The sequence below is a fragment of the Streptomyces sp. 3MP-14 genome (genome assembly GCF_006334905.2).
Lineage (GTDB): Bacteria > Actinomycetota > Actinomycetes > Streptomycetales > Streptomycetaceae > Streptomyces > Streptomyces triticirhizae.
Window position 1 is genome coordinate 228,185 of the sequence record NZ_VDLZ02000011.1, and the last position, 23,653, is coordinate 251,837.

The window sequence follows — 23,653 nt, forward strand, 5'->3', positions numbered from 1 at the left end:
GCCCCTCCGTCCACCTTGAGGAGTAGTTGAGCGCTTCACGTATCGGCCGCCGGGCTGACTCCCTGGCCGATCCCAGTGCCTACGCTGGGTGAAGTGAACCGGCTCTATGACTTTCTCCGCCGCCACCCGACAGGGGTGGACGGCTGCTGGGCGTTTGTGCTCGTGTTCACCTCCGTCGTGGTCGTCACCCTGCCTACCGAAGGAGGGTACGAGGGGCCGGTGACCGGGGCCCTGGTGGTGACCCTCGCCATGGGCGTGGTCGTGCTGCTGCGGCGCCGCTGGCCCGAGCAGATGCTGGGGCTGGCCATCCTGACCGGCCTCGGCCAGATCGCCGCCAACATCACGCCGCTGCCCGCCAACTTCGCCCTGATGGTGATCATCTTCACGGTGGCGGCCCGCCCCGAGCGCTGGCCATCCCGGCTGGGCCTGCTGACCTCGGTGGCCGCGCCCGCGCTGGCCACCGTGCGCTGGCCCGACGCCCAGGAGCCGTCGCTGGCCAACCGCGTCATCGCCGGCATCTTCCTGACCGGCGCGTTCTGCCTGGCCTGGGTGCTCGGCGACTCGCTGCGTACCCGCCGCGCCTACTACGCCGAGCTGGAGGCGCGCGCCGACCGCCTGGAGCGGGAGCGGGAGACCCAGGCCAGGATGGCCGTCGCCGCCGAACGGGCCCGCATCGCCCGCGAGTTGCACGACGTGGTGGCGCACAACGTCTCCGTGATGGTGGTGCAGGCCGACGGCGCGGCCTACGTCCTCGACAGCGCGCCCGACCAGTGCCGCAACGCGCTGCGCACCATCTCGGGCACCGGCCGCCAGGCGCTCGCCGAGATGCGCCGGCTGCTGGGCGTGCTGCGCACCGAGGACAGCGCGGTCGGCGCCCAGGACTATGTGCCGCAGCCCGGCGTCGAGCAGCTCGCCGAGCTGGTGGACCAGGTCAGGGACACCGGGCTCGCCGTCGACTTCCGGATCTCCGGCGACCCCAGGCCGCTGCCCAGCGGCGTGGAGCTGACCGCCTACCGGATCGTCCAGGAGGCGCTGACCAACACCCGCAAGCACGGCGGCCCCGACGCCGGCGCGACCGTCACCCTGGAGTACGGCGGCGACGCGCTGACCGTGCTCGCCGAAGACGACGGGCGTGGCGCGCAGCAGGAGCTGTACGAGGGGCGCGGTGTCGACGGGCAGGGCCACGGCCTGATCGGGATGCGGGAGCGGGTCGGCATGGTCAACGGGCTGCTGGTCGCCGGGCCCCGACCCGGCGGCGGCTTCCGCATCAGCGCGACCCTGCCGCTCAACGGGGGCCAGTGATGGCTCCGGCCCTTGACCGGGGCGACCGGCTGCCGCACCATCCAGCGGACCCGTCCACCCACCAGCCCGCCCACCAGCCCGCCCACCAGTCAGCGAGGAACAGCCTCCGATGCCGATCCGCGTGATGCTCGTCGACGACCAGGCGCTGCTGCGCACCGGCTTCCGGATGGTGCTCTCGGCGCAGCCCGACATCACGGTGGCCGCCGAGGCGGGTGACGGCGCCGAGGCCCTGGAGCTGCTGCGCACCACCGCAGTCGACGTGGTGCTGATGGACGTGCGGATGCCCAGGATGGACGGCGTCGAGGCCACCCGCCGGATCTGCGTGGGCGGCGAGGGCGGGCCCGGCTCGCCCCGGGTGCTGATCCTGACGACGTTCGACCTCGACGAGTACGCGTTCAGCGGGCTCCAGTCCGGCGCCTCCGGGTTCCTCCTCAAGGACGTCCCGCCGGACGAACTGCTCACGGCGATCCGCGCTGTGCACAGCGGCGACGCGGTGGTCGCGCCCTCCACAACGCGGCGGCTGCTCAACCGGTTCGTCACGCTGCTGCCGAGCCCGCGCGAGCGGGAACGCCCCGAGCTCGACCTGCTGACCGAACGGGAGCGCGAGGTGCTGCTGCTGATCGCGCAGGGCCTGTCCAACGCGGAGATCGCCGCCCGGCTCGTCGTCTCCGAGGCGACGGTGAAGACCCATGTGGGCCGGGTGTTGAACAAGCTGCACCTGCGCGACCGGGTGCAGGCCGTGGTCCTCGCCTACGAGGCGGGCCTGGTGCGGGCCGGCGGGCAGTAGCCCGGCGCCCGTTCTCCCCCGCCGGCGGCGCGGACGGCTACGGCGCCGGCGCCGTAGCATGAGGGGGACGTCCGGTACCCGTGGACGGACCGGAACGCTCGACCAGGAAGAGAACCCACGTGAACGCCGCCCAAGCGCCCCGCGCCGCCGAGGCGCACGACCGCCCGGCGCGGCTGCGCGTCGGCGTCGTCGGCGCCGGCCGGGTCGGCCCGGTGCTGGCCGCCGCGCTGCGGCTGGCCGGGCACCAGCCGGTGGCCGCCTCCGGCGTCTCCGACGCCTCCCGCCGCCGCGCCGACGCGCTGCTGCCCGGCGTTCCGCTGCTGACCCCCGACGAGGTGCTGGCCAGGGCCGACCTGGTGCTGCTGACCGTGCCCGACGACGCGCTGCCCTCGCTCGTCGCGGGGCTAGCCGAGACCGGCGCCGTGCGCCCGGGGCAGCTGCTGGTGCACACCTCGGGCCGGCACGGCGTGGGCGTGCTCGCCCCAGCGCTGCGCGCCGGGGCGCTGCCGCTGGCGCTGCACCCGGTGATGACCTTCACCGGCAGCACCGTCGACGTGCAGCGGCTCGCCGGCTGCTCGTTCGGGGTGACCGCGCCGGCCGAGCTGCGGATGGCCGCCGAGGCGCTGGTCATCGAGATGGGCGGGGAGCCGGAGTGGATCGAGGAGCGGGACCGCCCGCTCTACCACGCCGCGTTGGCCATGGGCGCCAACCACCTGGTCACCCTGGTCGCCCAGTCACTCGACGTGCTGCGGGAGTTGGGCGTCTCGGCACCCGACAGGATGCTGGGGCCGCTGCTGGGCGCCGCGTTGGACAACGCGCTGCGCTCCGGCGACGCGGCGCTGACCGGCCCGGTCGCGCGCGGCGACGCGGGCACCGTGGCCGCGCACCTCGCCGAGCTGCGGGCGCACGCGCCCGGCACCCTCGCCAGCTATCTGGCGCTGGCCCGCACCACCGCCGACCGCGCCCTCGACTACGGCCTGCTCCGCCCGGAGTCGGCCGAGGCCCTGCTCGACGTGCTCGCCGGCGACGACGCCGGCGGCCCGGGCGGCGGCCAAGGAACGGACGGAGCCGACCGATGACCGTGACCGTGACGCACACCGCCGCCGAACTGCGCGCCCGCTACCGGAACGGGGCCGAGCGGGCCGTGGTGATGACGCTGGGCGCGCTCCACGAGGGCCACGCGGCCAACATCCGCGCGGCCAGGGAGCGCGTCGGGCCCGCCGGCCAGATCGTGGTGACGGTCTATGTGAACCCGCTCCAGTTCGGCGCCGGCGAGGACTTCGAGCGCTACCCGCGCACCCTGGAGGCCGACGTCAAGGTCGCCGAAGAGGCCGGCGCCGACCTGCTGTTCGCGCCATCGGACGCGGAGATGTACCCGGACGGCCGCCCGTTGGTGACGCTCTGCGCCGGCCCGCTGGGCGAACGCCTCGAAGGCGCCCACCGGCCGGGCCACTTCGACGGGATGCTCACCGTGGTCGCCAAGCTGCTCCACCTCACCCGCGCCGACGTCGCGACCTTCGGCGAGAAGGACGCCCAACAGCTCGCGCTGGTGCGGCGGATGGTCGCCGACCTCGACTTCCCGGTCGAGATCGTGCCGGTGCCCACCGTCCGCGAGCCCGACGGGCTGGCCCGCTCCAGCCGCAACCGCTATCTCTCGCCCGCCGAGCGCGGCACGGCGCTGGCGCTCTCCGCCGCCCTGGCCGCCGCCGCCGAACGCCCCGACGCGGCCGGCGCCCGCGCCGCCGCCGGCGCGGTGCTGGAGGCCGCCGCCGGCCAGGACCCACCGCTCGAACTCGACTACCTGGCGCTGCTCGACCCGGCCGACCTGCTGGAAGTCGCCGACGACTTCGCCGGCGAGGCGCTGCTCGCGGTGGCCGCCCGCGTCGGCACCACCCGGCTGATCGACAACCGCCGGCTGACCCTGCGCGGTCCGGCATGAGCGCCCTGACCGCCCTGCCCGCCGGGATAGCGGGGCCGCTGCCGGCGCCCGCGCCCGGCTGGGCGATCGAGGCGGACGTGGTGGTGGTCGGCTCAGGCGTCGCCGGGCTGACGGCCGCGCTGCGCTGCGCCGCCGCCGGCCGGCGCACCGTGATCGTCACCAAGGCCCGGCTGGACGACGGCTCGACGCGCTGGGCGCAGGGCGGCATCGCCGCCGCGCTCGGCGAGGGCGACAGCCCCGAGCAGCACCTGGCGGACACCCTGGTCGCCGGCGCCGGCGTGTGCGACGAACGGGCCGTGCGCACCCTGGTCACGGAGGGCCCGGCCGCCGTGCGGCGGCTGATCGCGCTGGGCGCCACCTTCGACACCGCGCCGGACGGCGGCCTCTCGCTGACCCGGGAGGGCGGCCACCACCGGCGCCGGATCGCGCACGCCGGCGGCGACGCCACCGGCGCCGAGATCTCCCGCGCCCTGGTGGCGGCCGTGCGCTCCGCCGGCATCGAGACCGTGGAGAACGCCCTCGCCCTCGACCTGTTGAAGGACGTGAACGGGCGGGCCGCCGGCGTCACCCTGCACGTCATGGGCGAGGGCCGGCACGACGGGGTCGGCGCGGTCCGCGCCCCCGCCGTGGTGCTCGCCACCGGCGGCATGGGCCAGGTCTACTCCTCGACCACCAACCCGGCCGTCGCCACCGGCGACGGCGTCGCCCTCGCGCTACGCGCCGGCGCCGAGGTCTCCGACCTGGAGTTCGTCCAGTTCCACCCGACCCCGCTCTTCCTCGGCCCGCAGGCCGAGGGCCAACAGCCGCTGATCTCCGAGGCGGTGCGCGGCGAGGGCGCCCACCTGGTGGACGCGGCCGGCGTCCGCTTCATGCTCGGCGCGCACGAACTGGCCGAGCTGGCGCCCCGCGATATCGTCGCCAAGGCCATCACCCGCCGGATGGCCGAGCAGGGCACCGACCACATGTTCCTCGACGCCCGCCACTTCGGCGCCGCGATGTGGCAGCGCCGCTTCCCGACCATCCTGGCCACCTGCCGTTCCCACGGCATCGACCCGGTGACCGAGCCGATCCCCGTCGCCCCGGCCGCGCACCACGCCTCGGGCGGCGTCCGCACCGACCTCGCCGGCCGCACCACCGTGCCCGGCCTCTACGCCTGCGGCGAGACCGCCTGCACGGGGGTGCACGGCGCCAACCGGCTGGCCTCCAACTCCCTCCTCGAAGGGCTGGTCTTCGCCGAGCGGATCGCCGAGGCCGTCGTGGCCGACGCCCCGGCCGCCGGCGAGCCGGTCCTGCCGTCGCCGGCCACCGGCGGCCCGGGCCTGCTGCCGCCCGAGGCCCGCCTCACCATCCAGCGGCTGATGACGGCCGGCGCCGGCGTGCTGCGCTCGGCCGCCAGCCTGGCCGGAGCCGCCGCCGCGCTGGACGCGCTGACCTGCGACGACGACCGCAAGCCCGCCGAGCCGGGCGCGGACACCTGGGAGACGGCTAACCTGCGTCTGGTCGCCCGGGTGCTGGTCTCCGTGGCCCAGTCCCGGACGGAGACGCGCGGCTGCCACTGGCGCGAGGACCACCCCGAGCGGAACGACGCCCGGGGCCGGTGCCACCAGATCGCGGCCCTGCGCGCCTCGGCCGACGGGCACCAACTCGCCGTTCACACCACCGAATCGACCGCGTTTCCCGACGGGCCGGTCGTCCCCTAGGAGAGCCTTCACCGTGACCAGCAGTCCCCGTACCCCAGGCACACCGCCGGCCCCGCCGGTCGAGTTGACCCTGCTGCCGCTCGGCAGCCGTCCGGCGTCGGACGAGCCGGTCGGCGGTGGCTGCGGCGCGGGCTGCGGCTGCGGCGCCGGCCACGCGGACGGCGACGACCCGGCCCTCGACCCGCTGGAGTGCGGGCTCGACCCCGACCTGGCCGCGCTGCTCGCGGCCGGCGGCCTCGACCCGGTGCGGGTGGAGGACATCGCCCACCTCGCCATCGAGGAGGACCTGGACAACGGCGCCGACCTGACCACCGTCGCCACCGTTCCCGAAACCGCCGTCTCCACCGGCGACTTCACCGCCCGCCAGGCCGGCACCGTGGCCGGGCTGCACATCGCCGAGGCGGTGCTCTCGGTGGTCTGCTCCGACGCCTTCGAGGTGGAGCGGCACGTCGCCGACGGCGACCGGGTCGAGCCGGGCCAGGTGCTGCTCTCCGTCACCGCCCGCACCAGGGACCTGCTGACCGGCGAACGGTCCGCGCTCAACCTGCTGTGCCGGCTCTCCGGCATCGCCACCGCCACCCGCGCCTGGGCCGACGCCCTGGCCGGCACCGCGACCCGGGTGCGCGACACCCGCAAGACCACCCCGGGCCTGCGCGCCCTGGAGAAGTACGCGGTCCGCTGCGGCGGCGGGGTCAACCACCGGATGTCGCTCTCCGACGCCGCGTTGATCAAGGACAACCACGTGATCGCGGCCGGCGGGGTCGCCGAGGCGTTCCGCCGGGTGCGCGCCGAGTTCCCCGGCGTGCCCGTGGAGGTCGAGGTGGACCGCCTGGACCAGATCGAGCCGGTCCTCGCCGAGGGCGCCGACCTGCTGCTGCTGGACAACCTCACCCCGGAACAGACCGCAGAGGCGGTCCGACTGGTCGACGGGCGGGCCGCGTTGGAGTCCTCCGGCCGGCTGACCCTGGCCGACGCGCCCGCCTACGCGGCCACCGGCGTCACCTATCTCGCGGTCGGCGCGCTCACCCACTCGGCGCCGATCCTGGACATCGGCCTCGACCTGCGCGAGGCCGACCCGGCCGAGGGGCGCGACTGACCATGCTGCTCACCATCGACGTCGGCAACACCCACACCGTCCTCGGCCTCTTCGACGGCGAGGAGATCGTCGAGCACTGGCGCATCTCAACGGACGCCCGCCGCACCGCCGACGAGCTGGCCGTCCTGCTCCAGGGCCTGATGGGGATGCACCCGCTGCTCGGCGAGGAGCTGGGCGACGGCATCGACGGCATCGCCATCTGCTCGACGGTGCCCTCCGTCCTCCACGAGCTGCGCGAGGTCACCCGGCGCTACTACGGCGACATCCCGGCCGTGCTGGTCGAGCCGGGCGTCAAGACCGGCGTGCCGATCCTCACCGACAACCCCAAGGAGGTCGGTGCCGACCGGATCATCAACGCGGTCGCCGCCGTCGAGCTGTACGGCGGCCCCTGCATCGTGGTCGACTTCGGCACGGCCACCACCTACGACGCGGTCTCCGCGCGCGGCGAGTACGCGGGCGGCGCCATCGCGCCCGGCATCGAGATCTCCGTCGAGGCCCTCGGCCTGCGCGGCGCCCAGCTGCACAAGGTCGAGCTGGCCAGGCCGCGCCATGTGATCGGCAAGAACACCGTGGAGTCCATGCAGTCCGGCATCCTCTACGGCTTCGCCGGCCAGGTCGACGGCATGGTCGAGCGGATGTCGCGGGAGCTGGCCGACGACCCGGACGACGTCACCGTCATCGCCACCGGCGGTGTCGCCCCGATGGTGCTGCGCGAGTCCACCGTCATCGACGAGCACGAGCCCTGGCTGACCCTGATCGGGCTGCGGATGGTCTACGAGCGGAACGTCTCCCGCCTCTGAACGCCCCCCGCCGGGCCGCCGCCTCCGCCTGGGAACACGCCGCCCGCGCCGCGAATCACCGGGGATTGTCTGTTTAGTACTTAAAGTCGGTTTATGGCTATGTCTCAGGCTTCCTCCCCGACCCCAGGCGGCGACGGGGATGACAACGGTGAGCAGCAGTCACGGCGGCCGGCGGCCCGCCGCCCGGTGCCCACGCCGGCTGAGGTCTTCCCGCCGCGCCGCAGACGCGCCGCCCCGCCGCCCGCCCCGGGCGGGGGCGGGGGTGGGGCCGGCGAAGGGAACGGCGGGGAAGGGCCGGGGCCCGGCGCGGGGGAGCGTGCCGAAGGGGAGGAGTGAGGCGAAGCCGGCACAAGGCGGTCGGTAGGCTGACTCACCCGAGCAGCTCCCAAGGAGGCCGATTCCCGTGGACTACGTCGCCGCGCTCTTCGCCCCCACGGTGATGGCCGTGGCCTTCACCTTCCTGATCATCACCATCGTGCGCAGCCAGGGCGGCGCCAACAAGTACAAGGAGGACGCCGCCGTGGACGCCGCGCTCGCGGCGGCCAACTCCCGCCCCGCCGACCCCGATCGGGGCGAGGCCGCGCGCTCAGCCGACTGATCCGACCCGCCTCCCGACGGCCCCCGGAGGGCGCCCGGGCGGGTCGCGGGAACGCCCGTTTTATCCCGGCGCACTATTGTGCTTCCTGTGCCTCGGCCTTTGGGAGACCTGGAAGACGCGGTGATGACCCGCGTGTGGGAGTGGAACCGTCCGGTCACGGTGCGGGAAGTTCTCGAAGATCTGCGCCAGGACCGTTCGATCGCCTATACGACGGTGATGACGGTTCTGGACAACCTGCATCAGAAGGGCTGGGTCCGCCGCGAGCAGGAGGGCCGCGCCTATCGCTATGAGGCGATCTCCACTCGCGCTGCGTACTCGGCGGCATTGATGAATGACGCGTGGTCGGAGAGCGACAACCCGGCCGCCGCACTCGTCGCTTTCTTCGGCATGATGTCCCCTGAGCAGGCCGCCGCATTGCGCGGGGCGCTGCGGGTGGTGGACGTGCCGGGAGTTCGGGTCACCGCCCCCGAAGACGAAGACGAGCCGCCGCAACGATAACCTCGCCGCTGTGTCGGAAACCCCAACGGAAGTCACCGTCCGCCGCGCCAGGACTACGGATGTCACGACTGTGCGCCGGCTCATCGACGCGTACGCCCGGCGGGGCATCCTGCTCGACAAGGCCACGGTGACCCTTTACGAGGACATTCAGGAGTTCTGGGTGGCCGAGCGGGACGAGGACGGCGCGGTCGTGGCGTGCGGCGCGCTCCACGTGATGTGGGAGGACCTGGCCGAGGTGCGCACCCTCGCCGTCGACCCCGAGGTGAGGGGGCGGGGCGTCGGCCACCGCCTGCTGGAGAAGCTGCTGGGCACGGCCAGGTGGCTGGGCGTTCGCCGAATTTTCTGTCTCACCTTCGAAGTTGAGTTCTTCGCCCGGCACGGGTTCGTCGAGATCGGTGACACCCCGGTAGACGGGGATGTGTACAGCGAGCTGCTGCGTTCCTATGACGAGGGTGTGGCCGAGTTCCTGGGACTGGAACGGGTCAAGCCCAACACATTGGGTAACAGCAGGATGCTGCTGCATCTCTGATTCATGTGACGAGCGGCGGTTATGTCCGAATCGTCCCACCCTGTCTTATGCTGCCGCCGGGCTAATCTCGGCCCGGGGTTTGTGTTTTCCCGGCAATGGCGGTTTGATTACATCCGCAGTACCCCTAATGGTATTCCGAACTATGAAAGAGGAGTAGCCCGGTGGCACAGAAGGTTCAGGTCCTTCTCCTCGATGACCTCAGCGGGGGCGAGGCGGACGAGACAGTTACGTTCGCGCTCGACGGGAAGACTTACGAGATCGACCTCAACTCCGAAAACGCCGAGAAGCTGCGCGAAGCCCTCGACCCCTATGTCAAGGCGGGGCGCCGGGCCGGCAGCGGCCGGGCCGCCCGTGGGCGTGGTCGGGGCGCGGCGACGGGTGCGACCGCCGGCGGCGCGACCCAGGACACCGCGAAAATCCGTGCGTGGGCTAAGGAGAACGGATACGAGGTCAATGACCGGGGCCGCGTTCCCGCGAACATCCGCGAGGCGTACGAGAAGGCCGGCGTCTGAGGGACGCCGACAACCGACGGTCCTCGACCCGTCACCGCCCGACCGGGCCGGTGCGCGGCGAAGGCCCGGGTCCCGTGTGCGGGGGGTCGCCAGGTGCGGCCCCCCGAGACGTGTCGGGGGAGCGTTCCGCCCCGCGCCCGGCCGACCGAATCCGTGACGCTGCGCCCGCGTACCGCCGCTCAGGGTGGTTCGCGTTCGCCTGTAGCGGATGTCCGGGCCCCCGGCGGCATGGAGTGTCAGCCTTGGGGGGTAGGAAGTCCCTAATGGATGAGGGGGGCGGTGGTTTGTGGGCCACGACCGGTATTCCGGGGTGCGTTCGCCGACGGCGTAGCCGTCTCGGGCGCTCTGCCTTGGCCTGCGGGAACATCGTCTCGCACTATCGGGTTGGAGCTGTTGTCGCCTGTTCGGGGCACGGAGCCGGGGACAGGAGCACACAGTTGGAATGAGCGGTCCCCCGTTGCGGGACTAAGCTGCGGAAGGACAGGGAGGGGACCGACCCCTTTACTGCCTGACCGCTCTGAGGAGCGATTATCGATGTTCGAGAGGTTCACCGACCGCGCGCGGCGGGTTGTCGTCCTGGCTCAGGAAGAAGCCCGGATGCTCAACCACAACTACATCGGCACCGAGCACATCCTTCTGGGCCTGATCCACGAGGGTGAGGGTGTCGCCGCTAAGGCCCTGGAGAGCCTCGGGATCTCGCTTGAGGCGGTCCGCCAGCAGGTGGAGGAGATCATCGGGCAGGGCCAGCAGGCGCCGTCCGGGCACATCCCCTTCACCCCCCGGGCCAAGAAGGTTCTGGAGCTGTCGCTCCGGGAGGCACTCCAGCTCGGCCACAACTACATCGGCACCGAGCACATTCTGCTCGGCCTGATTCGCGAGGGCGAGGGCGTCGCCGCCCAGGTCCTGGTGAAGCTCGGCGCCGACCTGAACCGGGTGCGGCAGCAGGTCATCCAGCTGCTCTCCGGCTACTCCGGCGGCAAGGAGGCGGCCACGGCCGGCGCCCCGTCCGAGGGCACGCCTTCGACCTCCCTGGTGCTCGACCAGTTCGGCCGGAACCTGACCCAGGCCGCGCGGGAGAGCAAGCTCGACCCGGTCATCGGGCGCGAGAAGGAGATCGAGCGGGTCATGCAGGTGCTGTCCCGCCGCACCAAGAACAACCCGGTCCTGATCGGCGAGCCCGGCGTCGGCAAGACGGCCGTCGTCGAGGGCCTGGCGCAGGCCATCGTCAAGGGCGAGGTGCCCGAGACCCTCAAGGACAAGCACCTCTACACCCTGGACCTCGGCGCGCTGGTCGCCGGCTCCCGGTACCGCGGTGACTTCGAGGAGCGCCTGAAGAAGGTCCTCAAGGAGATCCGCACCCGCGGCGACATCATCCTGTTCATCGACGAGCTGCACACCCTGGTCGGCGCCGGCGCCGCCGAGGGCGCGATCGACGCCGCCAGCATCCTCAAGCCGATGCTGGCCCGTGGCGAGCTTCAGACGATCGGCGCCACCACGCTCGACGAGTACCGCAAGTACCTGGAGAAGGACGCCGCGCTGGAGCGCCGCTTCCAGCCGATCCAGGTCGCCGAGCCGTCGCTGCCGCACACCATCGAGATCCTCAAGGGCCTGCGGGACCGGTACGAGGCGCACCACCGGGTCTCCATCACGGACTCGGCGCTGGTCGCCGCCGCCCAGCTGGCGGACCGGTACATCTCGGACCGCTTCCTGCCCGACAAGGCGATCGACCTGATCGACGAGGCCGGCTCGCGGATGCGCATCCGCCGGATGACGGCCCCGCCGGACCTGCGCGAGTTCGACGAGAAGATCGCGAACGTGCGCCGGGAGAAGGAGTCCGCGATCGACTCGCAGGACTTCGAGAAGGCCGCCTCCCTGCGGGACAACGAGAAGCAGCTGCTCACCGCGAAGGCCCAGCGGGAGAAGGAGTGGAAGTCCGGCGACATGGACGTCGTCGCCGAGGTGGACGAGGACCTCATCGCCGAGGTGCTGGCCGCCTCCACGGGCATCCCGGTCTTCAAGCTGACCGAGGAGGAGTCCTCGCGGCTGCTGCGCATGGAGGACGAGCTGCACAAGCGCGTCATCGGGCAGCAGGACGCGATCAAGGCGCTCTCCCAGGCCATCCGCCGCACCAGGGCCGGCCTCAAGGACCCGAAGCGCCCCGGTGGCTCGTTCATCTTCGCCGGCCCGTCCGGCGTCGGTAAGACCGAGCTGTCCAAGACGCTGGCCGAGTTCCTCTTCGGCGACGAGGACGCGCTGATCTCCCTCGACATGTCGGAGTTCGGCGAGAAGCACACGGTCTCCCGCCTCTTCGGCTCCCCGCCCGGCTACGTCGGGTACGAGGAGGGCGGCCAGCTGACGGAGAAGGTGCGGCGCAAGCCGTTCTCCGTGGTCCTCTTCGACGAGGTGGAGAAGGCGCACCCGGACATCTTCAACTCCCTGTTGCAGATCCTGGAGGACGGTCGCCTGACCGACTCCCAGGGCCGGGTGGTCGACTTCAAGAACACGGTCATCATCATGACCACCAACCTCGGTACCCGGGACATCTCCAAGGGCTTCAACCTCGGCTTCGCGGTCGCGGGCGACGTCACCACCGGGTACGAGCGGATGAAGGCCAAGGTCAACGACGAGCTGAAGCAGCACTTCCGCCCGGAGTTCCTGAACCGCGTCGACGACACCGTCGTGTTCCACCAGCTCACCCAGGAAGACATCATCAAGATCGTCGACCTGATGGTGGCCCAGGTGGACGAGCGGTTGAAGGACCGCGACATGGCGATCGAGCTGTCGACGGACGCCAAGGAGCTGCTGGCCAAGCGCGGCTACGACCCGGTGCTCGGCGCCCGGCCGCTGCGGCGCACCATCCAGCGGGACATCGAGGACGTGCTCTCGGAGAAGATCCTCTTCGGCGAGCTGCGCCCCGGTCACATCGTGGTGGTGGACACCGAGGGCGAGGGCAAGGACCGCACCTTCACCTTCCGGGGTGAGGAGAAGTCCGCGCTGCCCGACGCCGTCCCGGTCGAGCAGGCCGCCAAGGGTGGGCCGAAGCTCTCCAAGGACTGAGGTCTCCAAGGACTGAGGCCCGGCGCCTCGGCCCCGATCACCCGGGTGCCCCCGCGACCACTGCGGTCGCGGGGGCACCCGTTCGTTTGTGGGGCGGTTCGTGCGTTCACGGCTCTCTGCGCTCGCCGGCGGGGCCGATCGCGCCCACGATGGAGGTGAGGGAACGGGCTGGTTCCGGCCGGCCCGGGCCCGTTCGACCGGTTGAACGCTGGGAGGTGCGACGCCCATGCGGCACGTGATGCGGGCCGAGTATGCCGCGACCGCCGAGGGCCGGGAGGCGGCCGAGGGGACGGACGAGGCCACGGGCCGGGAACCGTCCGGGCCCTGGCCGGTCAAGACCTGGCACATGGTGCGGGAGGGCGAGGAGAGCGCGATGTGCGGCCGCGAGCTGCGGCCCGACGCCAGGAGCCTCTCCGACGAGGAGTGGGGGCGCACCCCGGAGCCGTTCTGCCACACCTGCGGCGCGCTCTATCTGCGCGAGGTGCCCTGAGCGCGAGGGCGGTGCGCGAGGTGCTCGGGCACCGGGCCTGAGCTGGGACGATGCCGGGGCCGGGGTGGACTGTCAGTGGGCTGGTGCAGACTGCCGGCATGACAGAGAAGTTGGCCGTCACCGGCGCCGACGGGCTGGCGCGCTGCCCCTGGGGGCTGGAGCCGGAGGAGTACCGGGTCTATCACGACGAGGAGTGGGGCCGGCCGGTCCGGGGGGACGACGCGCTCTTCGAGCGGATCTCCCTGGAGGCCTTCCAGTCCGGGCTCTCCTGGCTCACGATCCTGCGGCGCCGACCGGGCTTCCGGGCCGCGTTCGCCGGGTTCGAGATCGCCGCCGTGGCGAAGTACACCGAGGAGGACGCCGCCCGCCTGCTGACCGACCCCGGCATCATCCGCAACCGGCTGAAGATCGAGGCCACCCTGCGGAACGCGCGGACGATAGCGGACTGGGCGCCCGGGGAGCTGACGGAGCTGATCTGGTCCTTCGCGCCGGACGCCACCGCCAGGCCGACGCCCCGCAGCACGGCCGAGGTGCCGGCCACCACCTCCGAGTCCACCGCCCTCGCCCGGGAGCTGAAGCGGCGCGGCATCCGCTTCGTCGGACCCACCACCGCCTATGCCCTGATGCAGGCTTGCGGGCTGGTCAACGACCATCTGGCCGACTGCCACGCCAGGGGCGCCCTGGCCGGTTGAGGGCGTCCACCGGGGCCGCGCTCTGCCGTTGGCCGAACGGGGGCCGGGACGGGTGCCCCTCGGGCGGTCGGGCCCTAGGGTGGTGGCTCCCGCGCCGCCGTGCTCCGACGGGCGGGGCGGGGAGGGGAGGTCGTCGATGGCCGGTGTGCTGCCCGAGGACGCCGTCTCGGGGACGGCGGGCGGGGTGCCGTTCACGGCGCTGCCGCCCGCCCGCGCCACGGGCCGGCCGGCGCCGCTGCTGGTCGGCTGGCACATGATGGAGCCGCCGCGCACGGACGCGGCGTTCGCCGCCGCGCTGCCGCTCGCCGGGCTGCCGGCCTGGCGGGTCTACCTGGGGATGCCGTGGTGCGGCGCCAGGGAGCCGGCCGGGGGGACGGACGCGGCGTTCGCCCGCGCCACCCGGGACGGCGAGGCGCTGCTGGGCGCCCTGGCGCCGGTGGTCGACCAGGCGGTGGCGGAGTTCCCCGGGGCGCTCGCTGAGCTGCGGTCCCGGCTGCCGCTGGCCGAGGGCCCGCCCTGCCTGCTCGGGGCCTCGCTGGGCGGGGCGGTCGCCCTGACCGTGCTGGCGGCCGGCGTCACCCGGGTGCGGTCGGCGGCCGTGGTCAACGCGGGCATCAGGGCGCGTTCGGTGCTCGACGTGGTGGAGGCGGCGACCGGCCTGGCCCAGCCCCTGCGGGCGGGCGCCCGCGAGGCCGCCGACCGACTGGACCTCGTCGCCAGGGCCGGCGAGATCGCGACGGCCTCCGGCGACGCGCCGCTGCTGGTCGTCAGCGGCGAGCGGGACTATCCGGCGCTGCGCGCCGACGCGACCGCGCTGGTCGACGCGGTGCGCGCGGAACGCGCGGCGCGCGGGGCACCGCCCGGGACGGTGCGGCTGCTGTCGGTCCCGGGGCTGGCCCACCCGCTGGCCGAGCCGCCGGGGACGCGGCCCGCGCCCCAACTGCCCCTGGCGCGGGCGGTGGACGCGGCGCTGACCGCATGGTTCGCGGCGGCGCTGGAGGACGACGGGAGCGACGAGACGGACGTGAACGGGGGAGTTGTGCCGCATGACCGAACGTGACTGGTGGATCGTCGAGGCCGGGACGGTCGGCGAGGTGGTGGGCGCCGAGGCGCTCTACGACGGCCCGGCGCGGCGCGAGTGGGCCGAGCGGTTTCTGGCCTCGCCCGGCCACCACCTGCTGTTGGCCAGGGCCGGCGACGCCGAGGGGCCGGTGGGGATGGTGACGGGCGTGGAGCTGACCCACCCGGACAAGGGCACGGAGATGTTCCTCTACGAGCTGGGGGTGGCCGCGTCGCACCGGCGCCGTGGCATCGGCCGTGGCCTGGTCGACGCCCTGGCCGAACTGGCCCGCGCCAACGGCTGCTACGGCATGTGGGTGGCGGTCGACGCGGACAACGAGCCGGCCCTGGCGACGTATGCCGCCGCCGGCGGCCGGACGGAGGGGCCGCCCTGCGAGGTCCCCCTCTGGCACTTCGACCGGCGGCCGTAGCCTTCGACGGGCGGTGGGACGGCACGGACACCGGTCCCGCCGTTCCCGGCGCCGGGGCGCCGGGCCGGCGCGTCCGGGTACCCACCCGCCGGGCTCCACGGTGCCGGTGCCCGTGGGCGCCGGCCCTGCTCGGGTGGCCGGCGAGGAACGGGCCCGCGTGACCGCACCGCCGGCGCTTCGTTCCCTCAACGCCCGGGCCGCGCCCGGTCATCGCGTCAACGCGGGCGCGGCCCCACCCCCACGCGGCTGGCCCCGGCGCGCGCTCCCGCGCACGGGTCGGGGTTCCGTGCCGCCGTTGGCGCGAACGCCGCCCAGGCTGGGCGGTCGCCCTACCGCCGCCCGCCGGCGGCTCTCTCTTGCGGCGCGGAGCGCCGCCTGGGCGGCGCTGCCGCCTCCTCTTCCCGCGCGGCAAGCGCCTGGGCCCAGTCGCCGGCGGCCTGGAGGGTGGGGAGGAGGGTCTCGCCCAGCGGGGTCAGGCGGTACTCGACTCGGGGCGGCGCCTCGCGGTAGCGCTCCCTGGCGACCAGCCCGTTCCGTTCCAGCCGGCGCAGCGTCTCGGTGAGGACCTTGTTGCTGATGCCGCCGATGCGGCGGCGCAGCGTGGCCGGCCGGGTCGGGCCGTCGCGCAGGGCCCAGAGCACCACGCCGTTCCAGGTGTTGCCCAGCAGGTCGAACGTCAGCCGCGCCGGGCAGTCGGCGATAAACGCGGGCATGGTCGTCTCCTGGCGTTCTCGGTTACCGAACGGTGCCTTTCGGTCTGTCTACGCTCCGATGGTCACCCCAGGCGACAACCGCCGGGGACGGAAGGGGAATTCCCATGCGGATCGGGATTCTGGGCGCCGGCCGGATGGCCGAGGCGCTCGGCGCGCAGTGGGCGCGGGCCGGACACCGGCTGATGGTCAGCGGGCGGGACCGAACCCGCGCGGCGGCGCTCGCGGCGCGGCTGGGGGCCGGCGCCGAGGCCGGCACGTTCGGCGAGGCGGCGCGGTTCGGGGAGGTGGCGCTGCTCGCAATCCGCGCCGAGGGCGTCTTCGCCGCGCTGGCCGCCGCCGGCGCCGGCGAGGGCGCCCTCGCCGGGCGGGTGCTGGTGGACTGCGTCAACCCGGTGGTGGAGGGCTTCGTGCTGGCCGAGGGCGACGGCCGTTCGATGGCCGAGCGGGTCGCGGCGGCGGCGCCGGGCGCGCGGGTGGTGAAGGGGTTCAACCTCTGTCACGAGGACGTCTGGCGGATGACCCCGCCGGTCTTCGACGGGGTCCCGCTCGGGGTGCCGCTGGCCGGGGACGACCCGGCGGCGGTCGCCGCCGTCGGCCGGCTGGTGCGCGACATGGGCGGTGTGCCGCAGAACGGCGGCGGCCTGGCCAGGGCCGGACTGCTGGAGGCGACGGCCGCGTTGGTGATCGGGCTGTGGGTGGGCGCGGGCGAGGACGCGCGGGCGATGCTGCCGCCGTTGGCCTATGCGGCCGGCCCACCCGGCGACGCTCAGTCGGAGCCCGGCAGCCGGTAACGCCCGTCGGGCAGCCGTTCGATCAGGCCGTCGCTGAGCAGGCCGCCCAGCGCGCGCGACCGTTGCTCCGGGTCGTGCCAGACCCGGTCCAGGGCGGCGCGGGGCACCGGCCCCGGCATCTCCCGCAGCACGGCGAGCAGCTTGCCGCGCACCTGCCGGTCGGTGCCGACATAGGTCTGGCCCCGGCGCGGTGGACCCTGGTGCGCGGGTGCGCCGGCGCGCCGCCAGGCGCACTGTTCCAGGATCGGGCAGCGCCCGCAGTCCGGCGTGCGCGCCGTGCACAACAGCGCGCCCAGCTCCATGGTGGCGGCCGCCCAACGGGCCGCCGTCTCCGGTTCGTCGGGCAACAGCAGCCTGGCGAGCTTGCGTTCGGCGGCCGTGGTCGCGTTCGGCGGGTACTCCGTGCCGGTGACGGCGCGGGCGAACACCCTTCGCACATTGGTGTCGAGCACCGCGTGCCGCTGTCCGTAGGCGAAGGAGGCGACCGCCGCCGCCGTGTACTCGCCGACGCCGGGCAGCGCCAGCAGCTGGTGGTGGTCGGTGGGAACCTCGCCGCCGTGCCGTTCCGCTATGGCGGCCGCCGCCCCGTGCAGCCTCAGGGCCCGGCGTGGGTAGCCGAGGCGGCCCCAGGCGCGGACCGCCTCGCCGGCCGGCTCGGCGGCCAGGTCGGCGGGGCGCGGCCAGCGCCGCATCCACTCCTCGTAGACCGGCAGCACCCGGCTGACCGGCGTCTGTTGGAGCATGAACTCGCTCACCATGACGCCCCACGCGCCGGCTTCGGGCCGTCGCCAGGGCAGGTCACGGGCGTTGTGGTGGAACCACTCGATCACCGGCGCGTGCAGGGCGACGGGGTCGGTCCCGAGGGACGCCCCGCCCGGCGCTGTGTCAGTCGCAGTCGTCGCAGTCGTCGCAGTCATGGCAAGGGCGATCCTGGCATGAGCGGGCCACGGCACAAAGCGGACGGCGCCTCGCGCGTGTTGGTACGTGCTGGCGCGGGGTGTTGATACGGAACGGTGTCCTGGCAAGCCGAGGGTGGGGCATTCGGGTGTGGCCGAAGTCTCGTAAGGTTTCCGCGTGGGATCACTGCGAACTCCGGTCGGCCCGTTGCCCTCCGCCATCTACTGGCGCCGCAGGGCGGTGGTGCTGCTGCTGCTCGCGGTGGTGCTCCTGCTCGTCTTCTGGGCGGTGCGTTCGACGGGTGGCGGCGCCGACCCGGCCGGCCAGGACGACGGCAAGGGGCCGGCCGAGTCGATCACCCCGGGGCCCACGCCCTCGGAGTCGCTGATCGAGGAGCGCCCTGGCGGCCGCGAGGACGGCGACGAGGACGGGCAGGACGACGAGGGCGGCGAGGGCGACGACGCCGGCGGCTCGGACGGCGAGGACGACGGCGGCAACGGCGTCTCCGCCGGCGGCGACGAGGGCTCCGCCGGTTCCGGCGGCACGGACGACGGCGGCAACGGGGAGAGCGGCGGGAACGGCGGCGGTGGCGGCGGCGTGCCGGACTGCGACCCGTCCGAGGTCACGCTCTCGCTGCGCAGCGACGCCAACGACTACGCCCCGGGGCAGCGCCCCGAGCTGCGGCTCACCGCACGCAACGCCGGCGCGGCCTCCTGCCAACTGGACTTCGGCCACCAGGCGTTGATGCTCACCCTCGCCGACGACGAGGACAACGAGGTGTGGTCGTCCGCCGACTGCCCGACCGTCGCCGCCGCCCTGCCCACGGTCGTCTCCGCCGGCGGCACCGCCGACCACACGGTCACCTGGGACCTGCGCCACTCGGTGGCCGACTGCGAGCAGGACCAGGGCCCGGCCGCCTCGCCCGGCACCTATCTGGCCGAGGCCCAGCTGGCGGGCTACCCGGTCGCCCAGACCTCGTTCCGGCTGGAGGCCGACTAGGGAAGCCCGGCCGTGCCCAGGAGCGCGGCCAACGCCGGGTGGACGCGGCCGGGTTCGACGGTGGTCACGGTGTAGCGGGCGACGCCCGCGCGGACGAACGGGTCGCGCGCCGCCACGGCCTCGGCCGTGGCCCGGTCCACGCCGGCGACCAGGATCACGCCGCCGTCCTCGGTGGGCACGGTCTGCCCGGACAGCAGGAAGACGCCCTCGGCGTGGTGGCGTTCCAGGAACGCCACATGGTCGGCGACATGCGGCGCGGCCTCCCGCTCGGAGGCCGTGTAGCGCAGCGCCAGCAGGTGCAGCGGCGGGACCTTCCCGGCGGCCGGGGGCATCAGACGTAGCGTTCCAGGATCGAGGACTCGGCCAGCCGGGAGAGGCCCTCGCGGACCGAACGGGCCCTGGTCTCGCCGACGCCGTCCACCGCCTGGAGGTCGTCCACGCTGGCGGCCAGCAGCTTCTGGAGGCCACCGAAGTGGTCGACGAGCCGGTCGATGACCAGCCCAGGCAGCCGGGGGATCTTGGCCAGCAGCCGGAAGCCGCGCGGCGAGACCGCCGTGTCCAGCGACTCCGGCGCGACGCTGTACCCCAACGCCCTGGCCACCAGCGCCAGTTCGAGCAACTCGGCGTGGCCGAGGCCGTCCAGCTCGGCCAGCGCGGTGCCGACCTTGCGGGACCGCTTGCCGCCGGACTCCGGGAGGTAGTCGCGGACGATCAGCTGCCGTTCGGGCTCGACCCCGGCGATCAGCTCGTCCAGCTGGAGCGAGAGCAGCCGGCCGTCGGTGCCCAGCTCCACCACGTACTCGGCGATCTCCACGGCGATCCGGCGGACCATCTCCAGCCGCTGCGCGACCGCCGCCACGTCCCTGACCGTCACCAGGTCCTCGATCTCCAGCGCGGAGAGCGTGCCGGCGACCTCGTCCAGCCGCAGCTTGTAGCGCTCCAGCGTGGCCAGCGCCTGGTTGGCCCGGGACAGGATCGCGCCCGAATCCTCCAACACCCGCCGCTGGCCGTCGACATAGAGCGCCACCAGGCGCATCGACTGGCTGACGGAGACCACCGGGAAGCCGGTCTGGATGGAGACCCGCTGCGCCGTGCGGTGCCGGGTGCCGGTCTCCTCGGTGGGGATGGACGGGTCGGGCACCAGCTGCACCCCGGCCCGCACGATCCGGGAGATGTCCCGGTCCACGATCACCGCGCCGTCCAGCTTGCACAGCTCCCGCAGCCGGGTCGCGGTGAACTCGACGTCCAGCACGAAGCCGCCCGTGCACAGCGACTCGACCGTGCGGTCCACTCCCAGAACGATCAGGCCGCCCGTGTTCCCCCGCAGGATGCGCTCCAGGCCGTCCCGCAGCTGGGTGCCGGGCGCGACCGCGCTGAGCGCCGCGCGCAGCAGGCTGTCCGCTCCCGAGCCACCCCCGGCCCTGCCGGGGTTCGCCGGCCGGTCGCTGGCTGCCATGGACTCCTCCGGGGGACGAAAACCGCGCTTCTGCGCCGCCGAGTCTACCGGCGTGCCCTCTGCCGGCCGGGGGACTCCGCCCGATAGGCCGGCAACACACCCAGCGCCTCCCCGATATTGGCGACCTCAAGCACCCGCATGTCCCCGGGCACCTCGCCCGAGTCGACCGGCACCAACGCGTGCCCGAAGCCCAGCCGGGACGCTTCGGCCAGCCGCCGCTGCACCCCGGTGACCCGCCGCACCTCGCCGGCGAGCCCGACCTCGCCGATGGCCACCAGGTTCTTCGGGAGGGGCGTCGCGCTGGCGGCGCTGGCCAGCGCGAGGGCGACCGCGAGGTCGGCCGCCGGCTCGGAGAGCCGCACGCCGCCGACCGTAGCCGTGTAGATGTCGTTCTTCCCCAGGGCGGATATCTGGCCGCGCTGCTCCAGAACGGCCAGCATCATCGACACCCGCGAGTTCTCCAGGCCGGAGGTGGTGCGCCGGGGGGACGGAATCTGGCTGTCGACCGTCAGCGACTGCACCTCGGCGACCAGCGGGCGGCGGCCCTCCAGGGTGACCGTGAGGCAGGTGCCGGGCACCGGCTCGTCCCTGCGGGTCAGGAAGAGGCCCGACGGATCGGCGAGCGAGGTGATGCCCTCGTCGTGCAGTTCGAAGCAGCCCACCTCGTCCGTCGCGCCGTAGCGGTTCTTCACGCCGCGCACCAGGCGGAGCCTGGCGTGCCGGTCGCCCTCGAAGTGCAGCACCACGTCCACCAGGTGCTCCAGCAGGCGGGGGCCGGCGATGGCGCCGTCCTTGGTGACATGGCCCACCAGCACCGTGGACATCCCGCGCTCCTTGGACGCCCGGATCAGCGCGCCCGCGACCTCCCGCACCTGGGCCACCCCGCCGGGCGCGCCGTCCACCTCGCCCGAGGCCACCGTCTGCACCGAGTCCAGCACCAGGAGCGCCGGCTTGACCGCGTCCAACTGGCCGAGCACCGCGCCCAGATCGGTCTCGGCCGCCAGATACAGGTGGTCGTCGATGGCGCCGATCCGGTCCGCCCGCATCCGCACCTGGCCGGCGGACTCCTCGCCCGTGATGTACAGCGTGGGGCGGGCCTCGGAGGCGGCCTTGGCCGCCACGTCCAGCAGCAGCGTGGACTTGCCGACGCCCGGCTCGCCCGCCAGCAGCACCACGGCGCCCGGCACCAGGCCGCCGCCCAGCACCCGGTCGAGCTCCGGGACGCCCGTGCTCCTGGCCGCCACCGCGCCGCCGTCCACCTGCCCGATCGGCAGCGCGGGCGAGGCCACCCGCGTCGCGGCGACCGTGCGCACGGCGGGCGTGCCGCCGACCTCCTCGACCGTGCCCCAGGCGTGGCACTCGGGGCAGCGGCCCAGCCACTTCCCCGTGGACCAGCCGCACTCGGTGCAGCGATACGCCGGACGGTCACCTTTACGAGCCATGGGCGGAACGCTACCGCCGCCCACTGACAGCCCGACCCGGCACCCGGCGCCACCCGTTCCCCCGCCGCTCCCGCGCCGTTCGCGAACGCGCCCCCGAACGTCGCGCCGGCTCCCCGGACTTCACCCGTTGGGGGGAACCTGGGGCGCCCAGCTAAGCCGGTTGGCCGCCGGGCGCCTAACGTCACCAGGTGATGACCAGCTGCCGCGCCCAACCCTCGACGTTGACCGGGTTGTCGGGGAGGAGTCCCCGGCGCGCCGCCTCCCCGGGGCCGCGCGCCCGACGTGCCGCGCGCCCGGCGGCCTATGCCGACGCCGACCTGGACGGGCTCTTCACCTACTGCCTCTCGGTGATGTGCGAACACGACGCCGCCATCGCCGCGTTGGGCGAGGCGTTGGCGCTGGCCGAGCGGCAGCAGGAGCGCGGGCGGCGGCCCGAGGCGCCGGAGGTGGCGCGTTCCTGGCTCTACGCGCTGGTGCGCTGGTGCTGCCTGCGCCGGCTCGCGCTCCAGCGCGAACGCGGCTTGGGCGCCGGCCCGCGCGCCGTCGGGGAGGACGCCCAGCGGCGCCGGGAGCTGGCGATGCTGGCCTGGCCCGAGGCCGCCGGCACCAGCCACGAGCAGCGCGAGGCGCTGGAGTTGGCGGTGCGGCACCGGCTGACGCCGGCCGAGGTGGCCCGGGTGCTGCGGCTGACCGACCAGGCGGCGCGCGCCCTGCTGACCACGGCGACCTGCGAGGTCGAACGGACCACCGCCGCGCTGGCCGCCGTCGACTCGGCGCACTGCCCGGCGATGGCCACGCTCTCCGGCGACGACCGCCGGGTGCTGCTCGGCCCCACGCTGCGGCGGGAGTTGGTGCGCCACGTGGACGAGTGCCCGGCCTGCCGGCTGGTGGCGCAGCGCGCCATGGCCGGTCTCGGCTGGCCGGGGACGGCGCCGGCCGGCCGGGCGCGGCTCGCGGTGGTGCGCGCCCCCCGGCCCGCCGTGCACGCCGCGCGCCTGGCGGTGCGCCGGGCGCGCTCCCAACCGGGGCCGCGCTGGGACCGGTTGGGCTTCCCGGTGCCGGAGCGGGACCGCGCCGCGCGGCGTGAGCGGCTGCGCGGCCGGGCCGTCACCGGCACGGTGGTCGCCACGGTGCTGGCGGCGCCGGTGTTGGCGCTGTGGGCCGCCTACCGGGGCGCGCCGGTGACGGGCGAGGCCGCCGAGCTGGAGGGGATGTCGGCCAGCGCGCCCGACGAGCCGGTGGACGACGGGGGCGGCGGCGCCCGGCGGCAGCCGAACGGGGAGCGCGACGCGTCGCGGCCCGCGCTGCCCGAGGAGCCCACGGAGGACGAGCGGGCGGACCGCCGGGGCCACCAGCCGTCGGCCGAGTCCTCGCCCGAGCGGGAGGAGAGCCGGGAGGCCGAGCCCGAGGAGCCCACGACGCCGGCCCCGGGCGAGCTGTCCGTCGACGCGGTGACCACGGACTCCGGCACCCTGCTGACGCTCACGGTCTCCGGCGGCTCCCCGGTGAGCTGGACGGCGACGGCGGACGCCGACTGGCTGCTGCTCGGCCGCTCATCGGGCACGCTCTGGCCGGGGGAGACGCTGGTGATCGAGGTGTTGGTCGACACGGCGCGCCAGCCGGCCGGGCCCTGGTCGGCCTCGGTCACCGTCGAGCCGACGGGCACCCGGGTCACCGTCGAGGGCACGGGCGGGGAGCCGGGCGGTGAGGAGCCGCCGGATGACCCGGCTGAGCCGCCCGAGGAGGAGCCGACCGAGCCGCCGACGGAGGAGCCCGTTCCCCAGCCGCGCCCGGCGTGAGGCCGCGCCCGGCGTGAGGCCGCGCCCGGCGTGAGGCCGCGCCCGGCCTGAGGCCGTTCCCGGTGT

Annotated in this window: 24 protein-coding genes; 19 read left to right on the forward strand and 5 right to left on the reverse strand. The window is 74.2% G+C overall.

Annotated elements, in window-relative coordinates:
• The first annotated feature begins 93 nt into the window (after window positions 1-93).
• The 16 genes from FH609_RS19635 (at window position 94) to FH609_RS19710 (ending at window position 15,490) form a co-directional block, all read left to right on the forward strand.
• Window positions 94-1,302 (forward strand): sensor histidine kinase, encoded by a 1,209-nt coding sequence (locus FH609_RS19635; protein WP_139669818.1) that lies wholly within the window; start codon window positions 94-96, stop codon window positions 1,300-1,302.
• A 109-nt stretch (window positions 1,303-1,411) separates the two neighbouring features.
• Window positions 1,412-2,089: a response regulator gene (locus FH609_RS19640; RefSeq protein ID WP_139669820.1), complete on the forward strand. Its 678-nt coding sequence runs from the start codon at window positions 1,412-1,414 to the stop codon at window positions 2,087-2,089.
• Window positions 2,090-2,208: 119 nt separating this feature from the next.
• Complete coding sequence (locus tag FH609_RS19645) at window positions 2,209-3,168, forward strand: Rossmann-like and DUF2520 domain-containing protein (protein WP_139669822.1); 960 nt, start codon at window positions 2,209-2,211, stop codon at window positions 3,166-3,168.
• A complete protein-coding gene (gene panC, locus FH609_RS19650) occupies window positions 3,165-4,028 on the forward strand; it encodes a pantoate--beta-alanine ligase (protein ID WP_139669824.1) in 864 nt (287 codons plus the stop codon). The genes FH609_RS19645 and panC overlap by 4 nt, the downstream gene beginning before the upstream one ends.
• The gene (locus FH609_RS19655; RefSeq protein ID WP_139669826.1) at window positions 4,025-5,728 is read left to right on the forward strand and encodes an L-aspartate oxidase; all 1,704 of its coding nucleotides are present in this window, start codon (window positions 4,025-4,027) and stop codon (window positions 5,726-5,728) included. The genes panC and FH609_RS19655 overlap by 4 nt, the downstream gene beginning before the upstream one ends.
• Before the next feature lie 13 nt (window positions 5,729-5,741).
• Complete coding sequence (gene nadC, locus FH609_RS19660) at window positions 5,742-6,824, forward strand: carboxylating nicotinate-nucleotide diphosphorylase (protein WP_226961816.1); 1,083 nt, start codon at window positions 5,742-5,744, stop codon at window positions 6,822-6,824.
• Window positions 6,825-6,826: 2 nt separating this feature from the next.
• Window positions 6,827-7,624 carry a type III pantothenate kinase gene (locus FH609_RS19665; RefSeq protein WP_122399693.1) on the forward strand — a complete coding sequence of 266 codons (798 nt, stop codon included), beginning with the start codon at window positions 6,827-6,829 and terminating at the stop codon, window positions 7,622-7,624.
• A 403-nt stretch (window positions 7,625-8,027) separates the two neighbouring features.
• Entirely contained in the window at window positions 8,028-8,222 is a 195-nt protein-coding gene (locus FH609_RS19670) for a hypothetical protein (RefSeq protein WP_139669828.1), read from the forward strand.
• A gap of 87 nt (window positions 8,223-8,309) precedes the next feature.
• Window positions 8,310-8,720: a BlaI/MecI/CopY family transcriptional regulator gene (locus tag FH609_RS19675; protein ID WP_139669830.1), complete on the forward strand. Its 411-nt coding sequence runs from the start codon at window positions 8,310-8,312 to the stop codon at window positions 8,718-8,720.
• 10 nt (window positions 8,721-8,730) lie between these two features.
• Complete coding sequence (locus FH609_RS19680) at window positions 8,731-9,249, forward strand: amino-acid N-acetyltransferase (RefSeq protein WP_139669832.1); 519 nt, start codon at window positions 8,731-8,733, stop codon at window positions 9,247-9,249.
• A 161-nt stretch (window positions 9,250-9,410) separates the two neighbouring features.
• A complete protein-coding gene (locus FH609_RS19685; protein ID WP_139669834.1) occupies window positions 9,411-9,761 on the forward strand; it encodes a histone-like nucleoid-structuring protein Lsr2 in 351 nt (116 codons plus the stop codon).
• A gap of 534 nt (window positions 9,762-10,295) precedes the next feature.
• Window positions 10,296-12,818 (forward strand): ATP-dependent Clp protease ATP-binding subunit, encoded by a 2,523-nt coding sequence (locus tag FH609_RS19690; RefSeq protein ID WP_122399836.1) that lies wholly within the window; start codon window positions 10,296-10,298, stop codon window positions 12,816-12,818.
• Window positions 12,819-13,044: 226 nt separating this feature from the next.
• Window positions 13,045-13,308 (forward strand): hypothetical protein, encoded by a 264-nt coding sequence (locus tag FH609_RS19695; protein ID WP_139669836.1) that lies wholly within the window; start codon window positions 13,045-13,047, stop codon window positions 13,306-13,308.
• A 98-nt stretch (window positions 13,309-13,406) separates the two neighbouring features.
• Window positions 13,407-14,000, forward strand: a complete 594-nt coding sequence (locus tag FH609_RS19700; protein ID WP_139669838.1) for a DNA-3-methyladenine glycosylase I — start codon at window positions 13,407-13,409, stop codon at window positions 13,998-14,000.
• Between the two features lie 136 nt (window positions 14,001-14,136).
• Window positions 14,137-15,060: an alpha/beta hydrolase family protein gene (locus FH609_RS19705; RefSeq protein WP_226961817.1), complete on the forward strand. Its 924-nt coding sequence runs from the start codon at window positions 14,137-14,139 to the stop codon at window positions 15,058-15,060.
• Window positions 15,047-15,490 carry a GNAT family N-acetyltransferase gene (locus tag FH609_RS19710; RefSeq protein WP_139669840.1) on the forward strand — a complete coding sequence of 148 codons (444 nt, stop codon included), beginning with the start codon at window positions 15,047-15,049 and terminating at the stop codon, window positions 15,488-15,490. The genes FH609_RS19705 and FH609_RS19710 overlap by 14 nt, the downstream gene beginning before the upstream one ends.
• Window positions 15,491-15,819: 329 nt before the next feature.
• Here the strand turns inward: FH609_RS19710 and FH609_RS19715 are convergent, their stop codons facing one another.
• Complete coding sequence (locus tag FH609_RS19715; protein WP_139669842.1) at window positions 15,820-16,203, reverse strand: winged helix-turn-helix transcriptional regulator; 384 nt, start codon at window positions 16,201-16,203, stop codon at window positions 15,820-15,822.
• A 104-nt stretch (window positions 16,204-16,307) separates the two neighbouring features.
• Between FH609_RS19715 and FH609_RS19720 the strand changes: the two genes are divergently transcribed.
• The gene (locus FH609_RS19720; RefSeq protein ID WP_139669844.1) at window positions 16,308-16,994 is read left to right on the forward strand and encodes an NADPH-dependent F420 reductase; all 687 of its coding nucleotides are present in this window, start codon (window positions 16,308-16,310) and stop codon (window positions 16,992-16,994) included.
• Here the strand turns inward: FH609_RS19720 and FH609_RS19725 are convergent.
• A complete protein-coding gene (locus FH609_RS19725) occupies window positions 16,970-17,911 on the reverse strand; it encodes an A/G-specific adenine glycosylase (protein WP_139669845.1) in 942 nt (313 codons plus the stop codon). The two genes, FH609_RS19720 and FH609_RS19725, sit on opposite strands and share 25 nt — an antisense overlap.
• 157 nt (window positions 17,912-18,068) lie before the next feature.
• Between FH609_RS19725 and FH609_RS19730 the strand changes: the two genes are divergently transcribed.
• Complete coding sequence (locus tag FH609_RS19730; RefSeq protein ID WP_139669848.1) at window positions 18,069-18,890, forward strand: hypothetical protein; 822 nt, start codon at window positions 18,069-18,071, stop codon at window positions 18,888-18,890.
• On the opposite strand, the gene FH609_RS19735 is transcribed toward FH609_RS19730, so the two are convergent.
• The 3 genes from FH609_RS19735 to radA are packed head-to-tail and all read right to left on the reverse strand — an operon-like array spanning window position 18,887 to window position 21,788.
• Entirely contained in the window at window positions 18,887-19,222 is a 336-nt protein-coding gene (locus tag FH609_RS19735; protein ID WP_139669850.1) for a YciI family protein, read from the reverse strand. The genes FH609_RS19730 and FH609_RS19735 overlap by 4 nt on opposite strands.
• Window positions 19,222-20,346: a DNA integrity scanning diadenylate cyclase DisA gene (disA, locus tag FH609_RS19740; protein WP_139669852.1), complete on the reverse strand. Its 1,125-nt coding sequence runs from the start codon at window positions 20,344-20,346 to the stop codon at window positions 19,222-19,224. Before disA ends, FH609_RS19735 begins: the two co-directional genes overlap by 1 nt.
• A gap of 44 nt (window positions 20,347-20,390) precedes the next feature.
• On the reverse strand, window positions 20,391-21,788 hold the full coding sequence (radA, locus tag FH609_RS19745) for a DNA repair protein RadA (protein WP_139669854.1): 1,398 nt from the start codon (window positions 21,786-21,788) through the stop codon (window positions 20,391-20,393).
• Between the two features lie 191 nt (window positions 21,789-21,979).
• Here radA and FH609_RS19750 point away from each other — a divergent pair, with 191 nt between their 5' ends.
• Entirely contained in the window at window positions 21,980-23,587 is a 1,608-nt protein-coding gene (locus FH609_RS19750; RefSeq protein WP_139669856.1) for a BACON domain-containing protein, read from the forward strand.
• The last annotated feature ends 66 nt before the right edge of the window (window positions 23,588-23,653 follow it).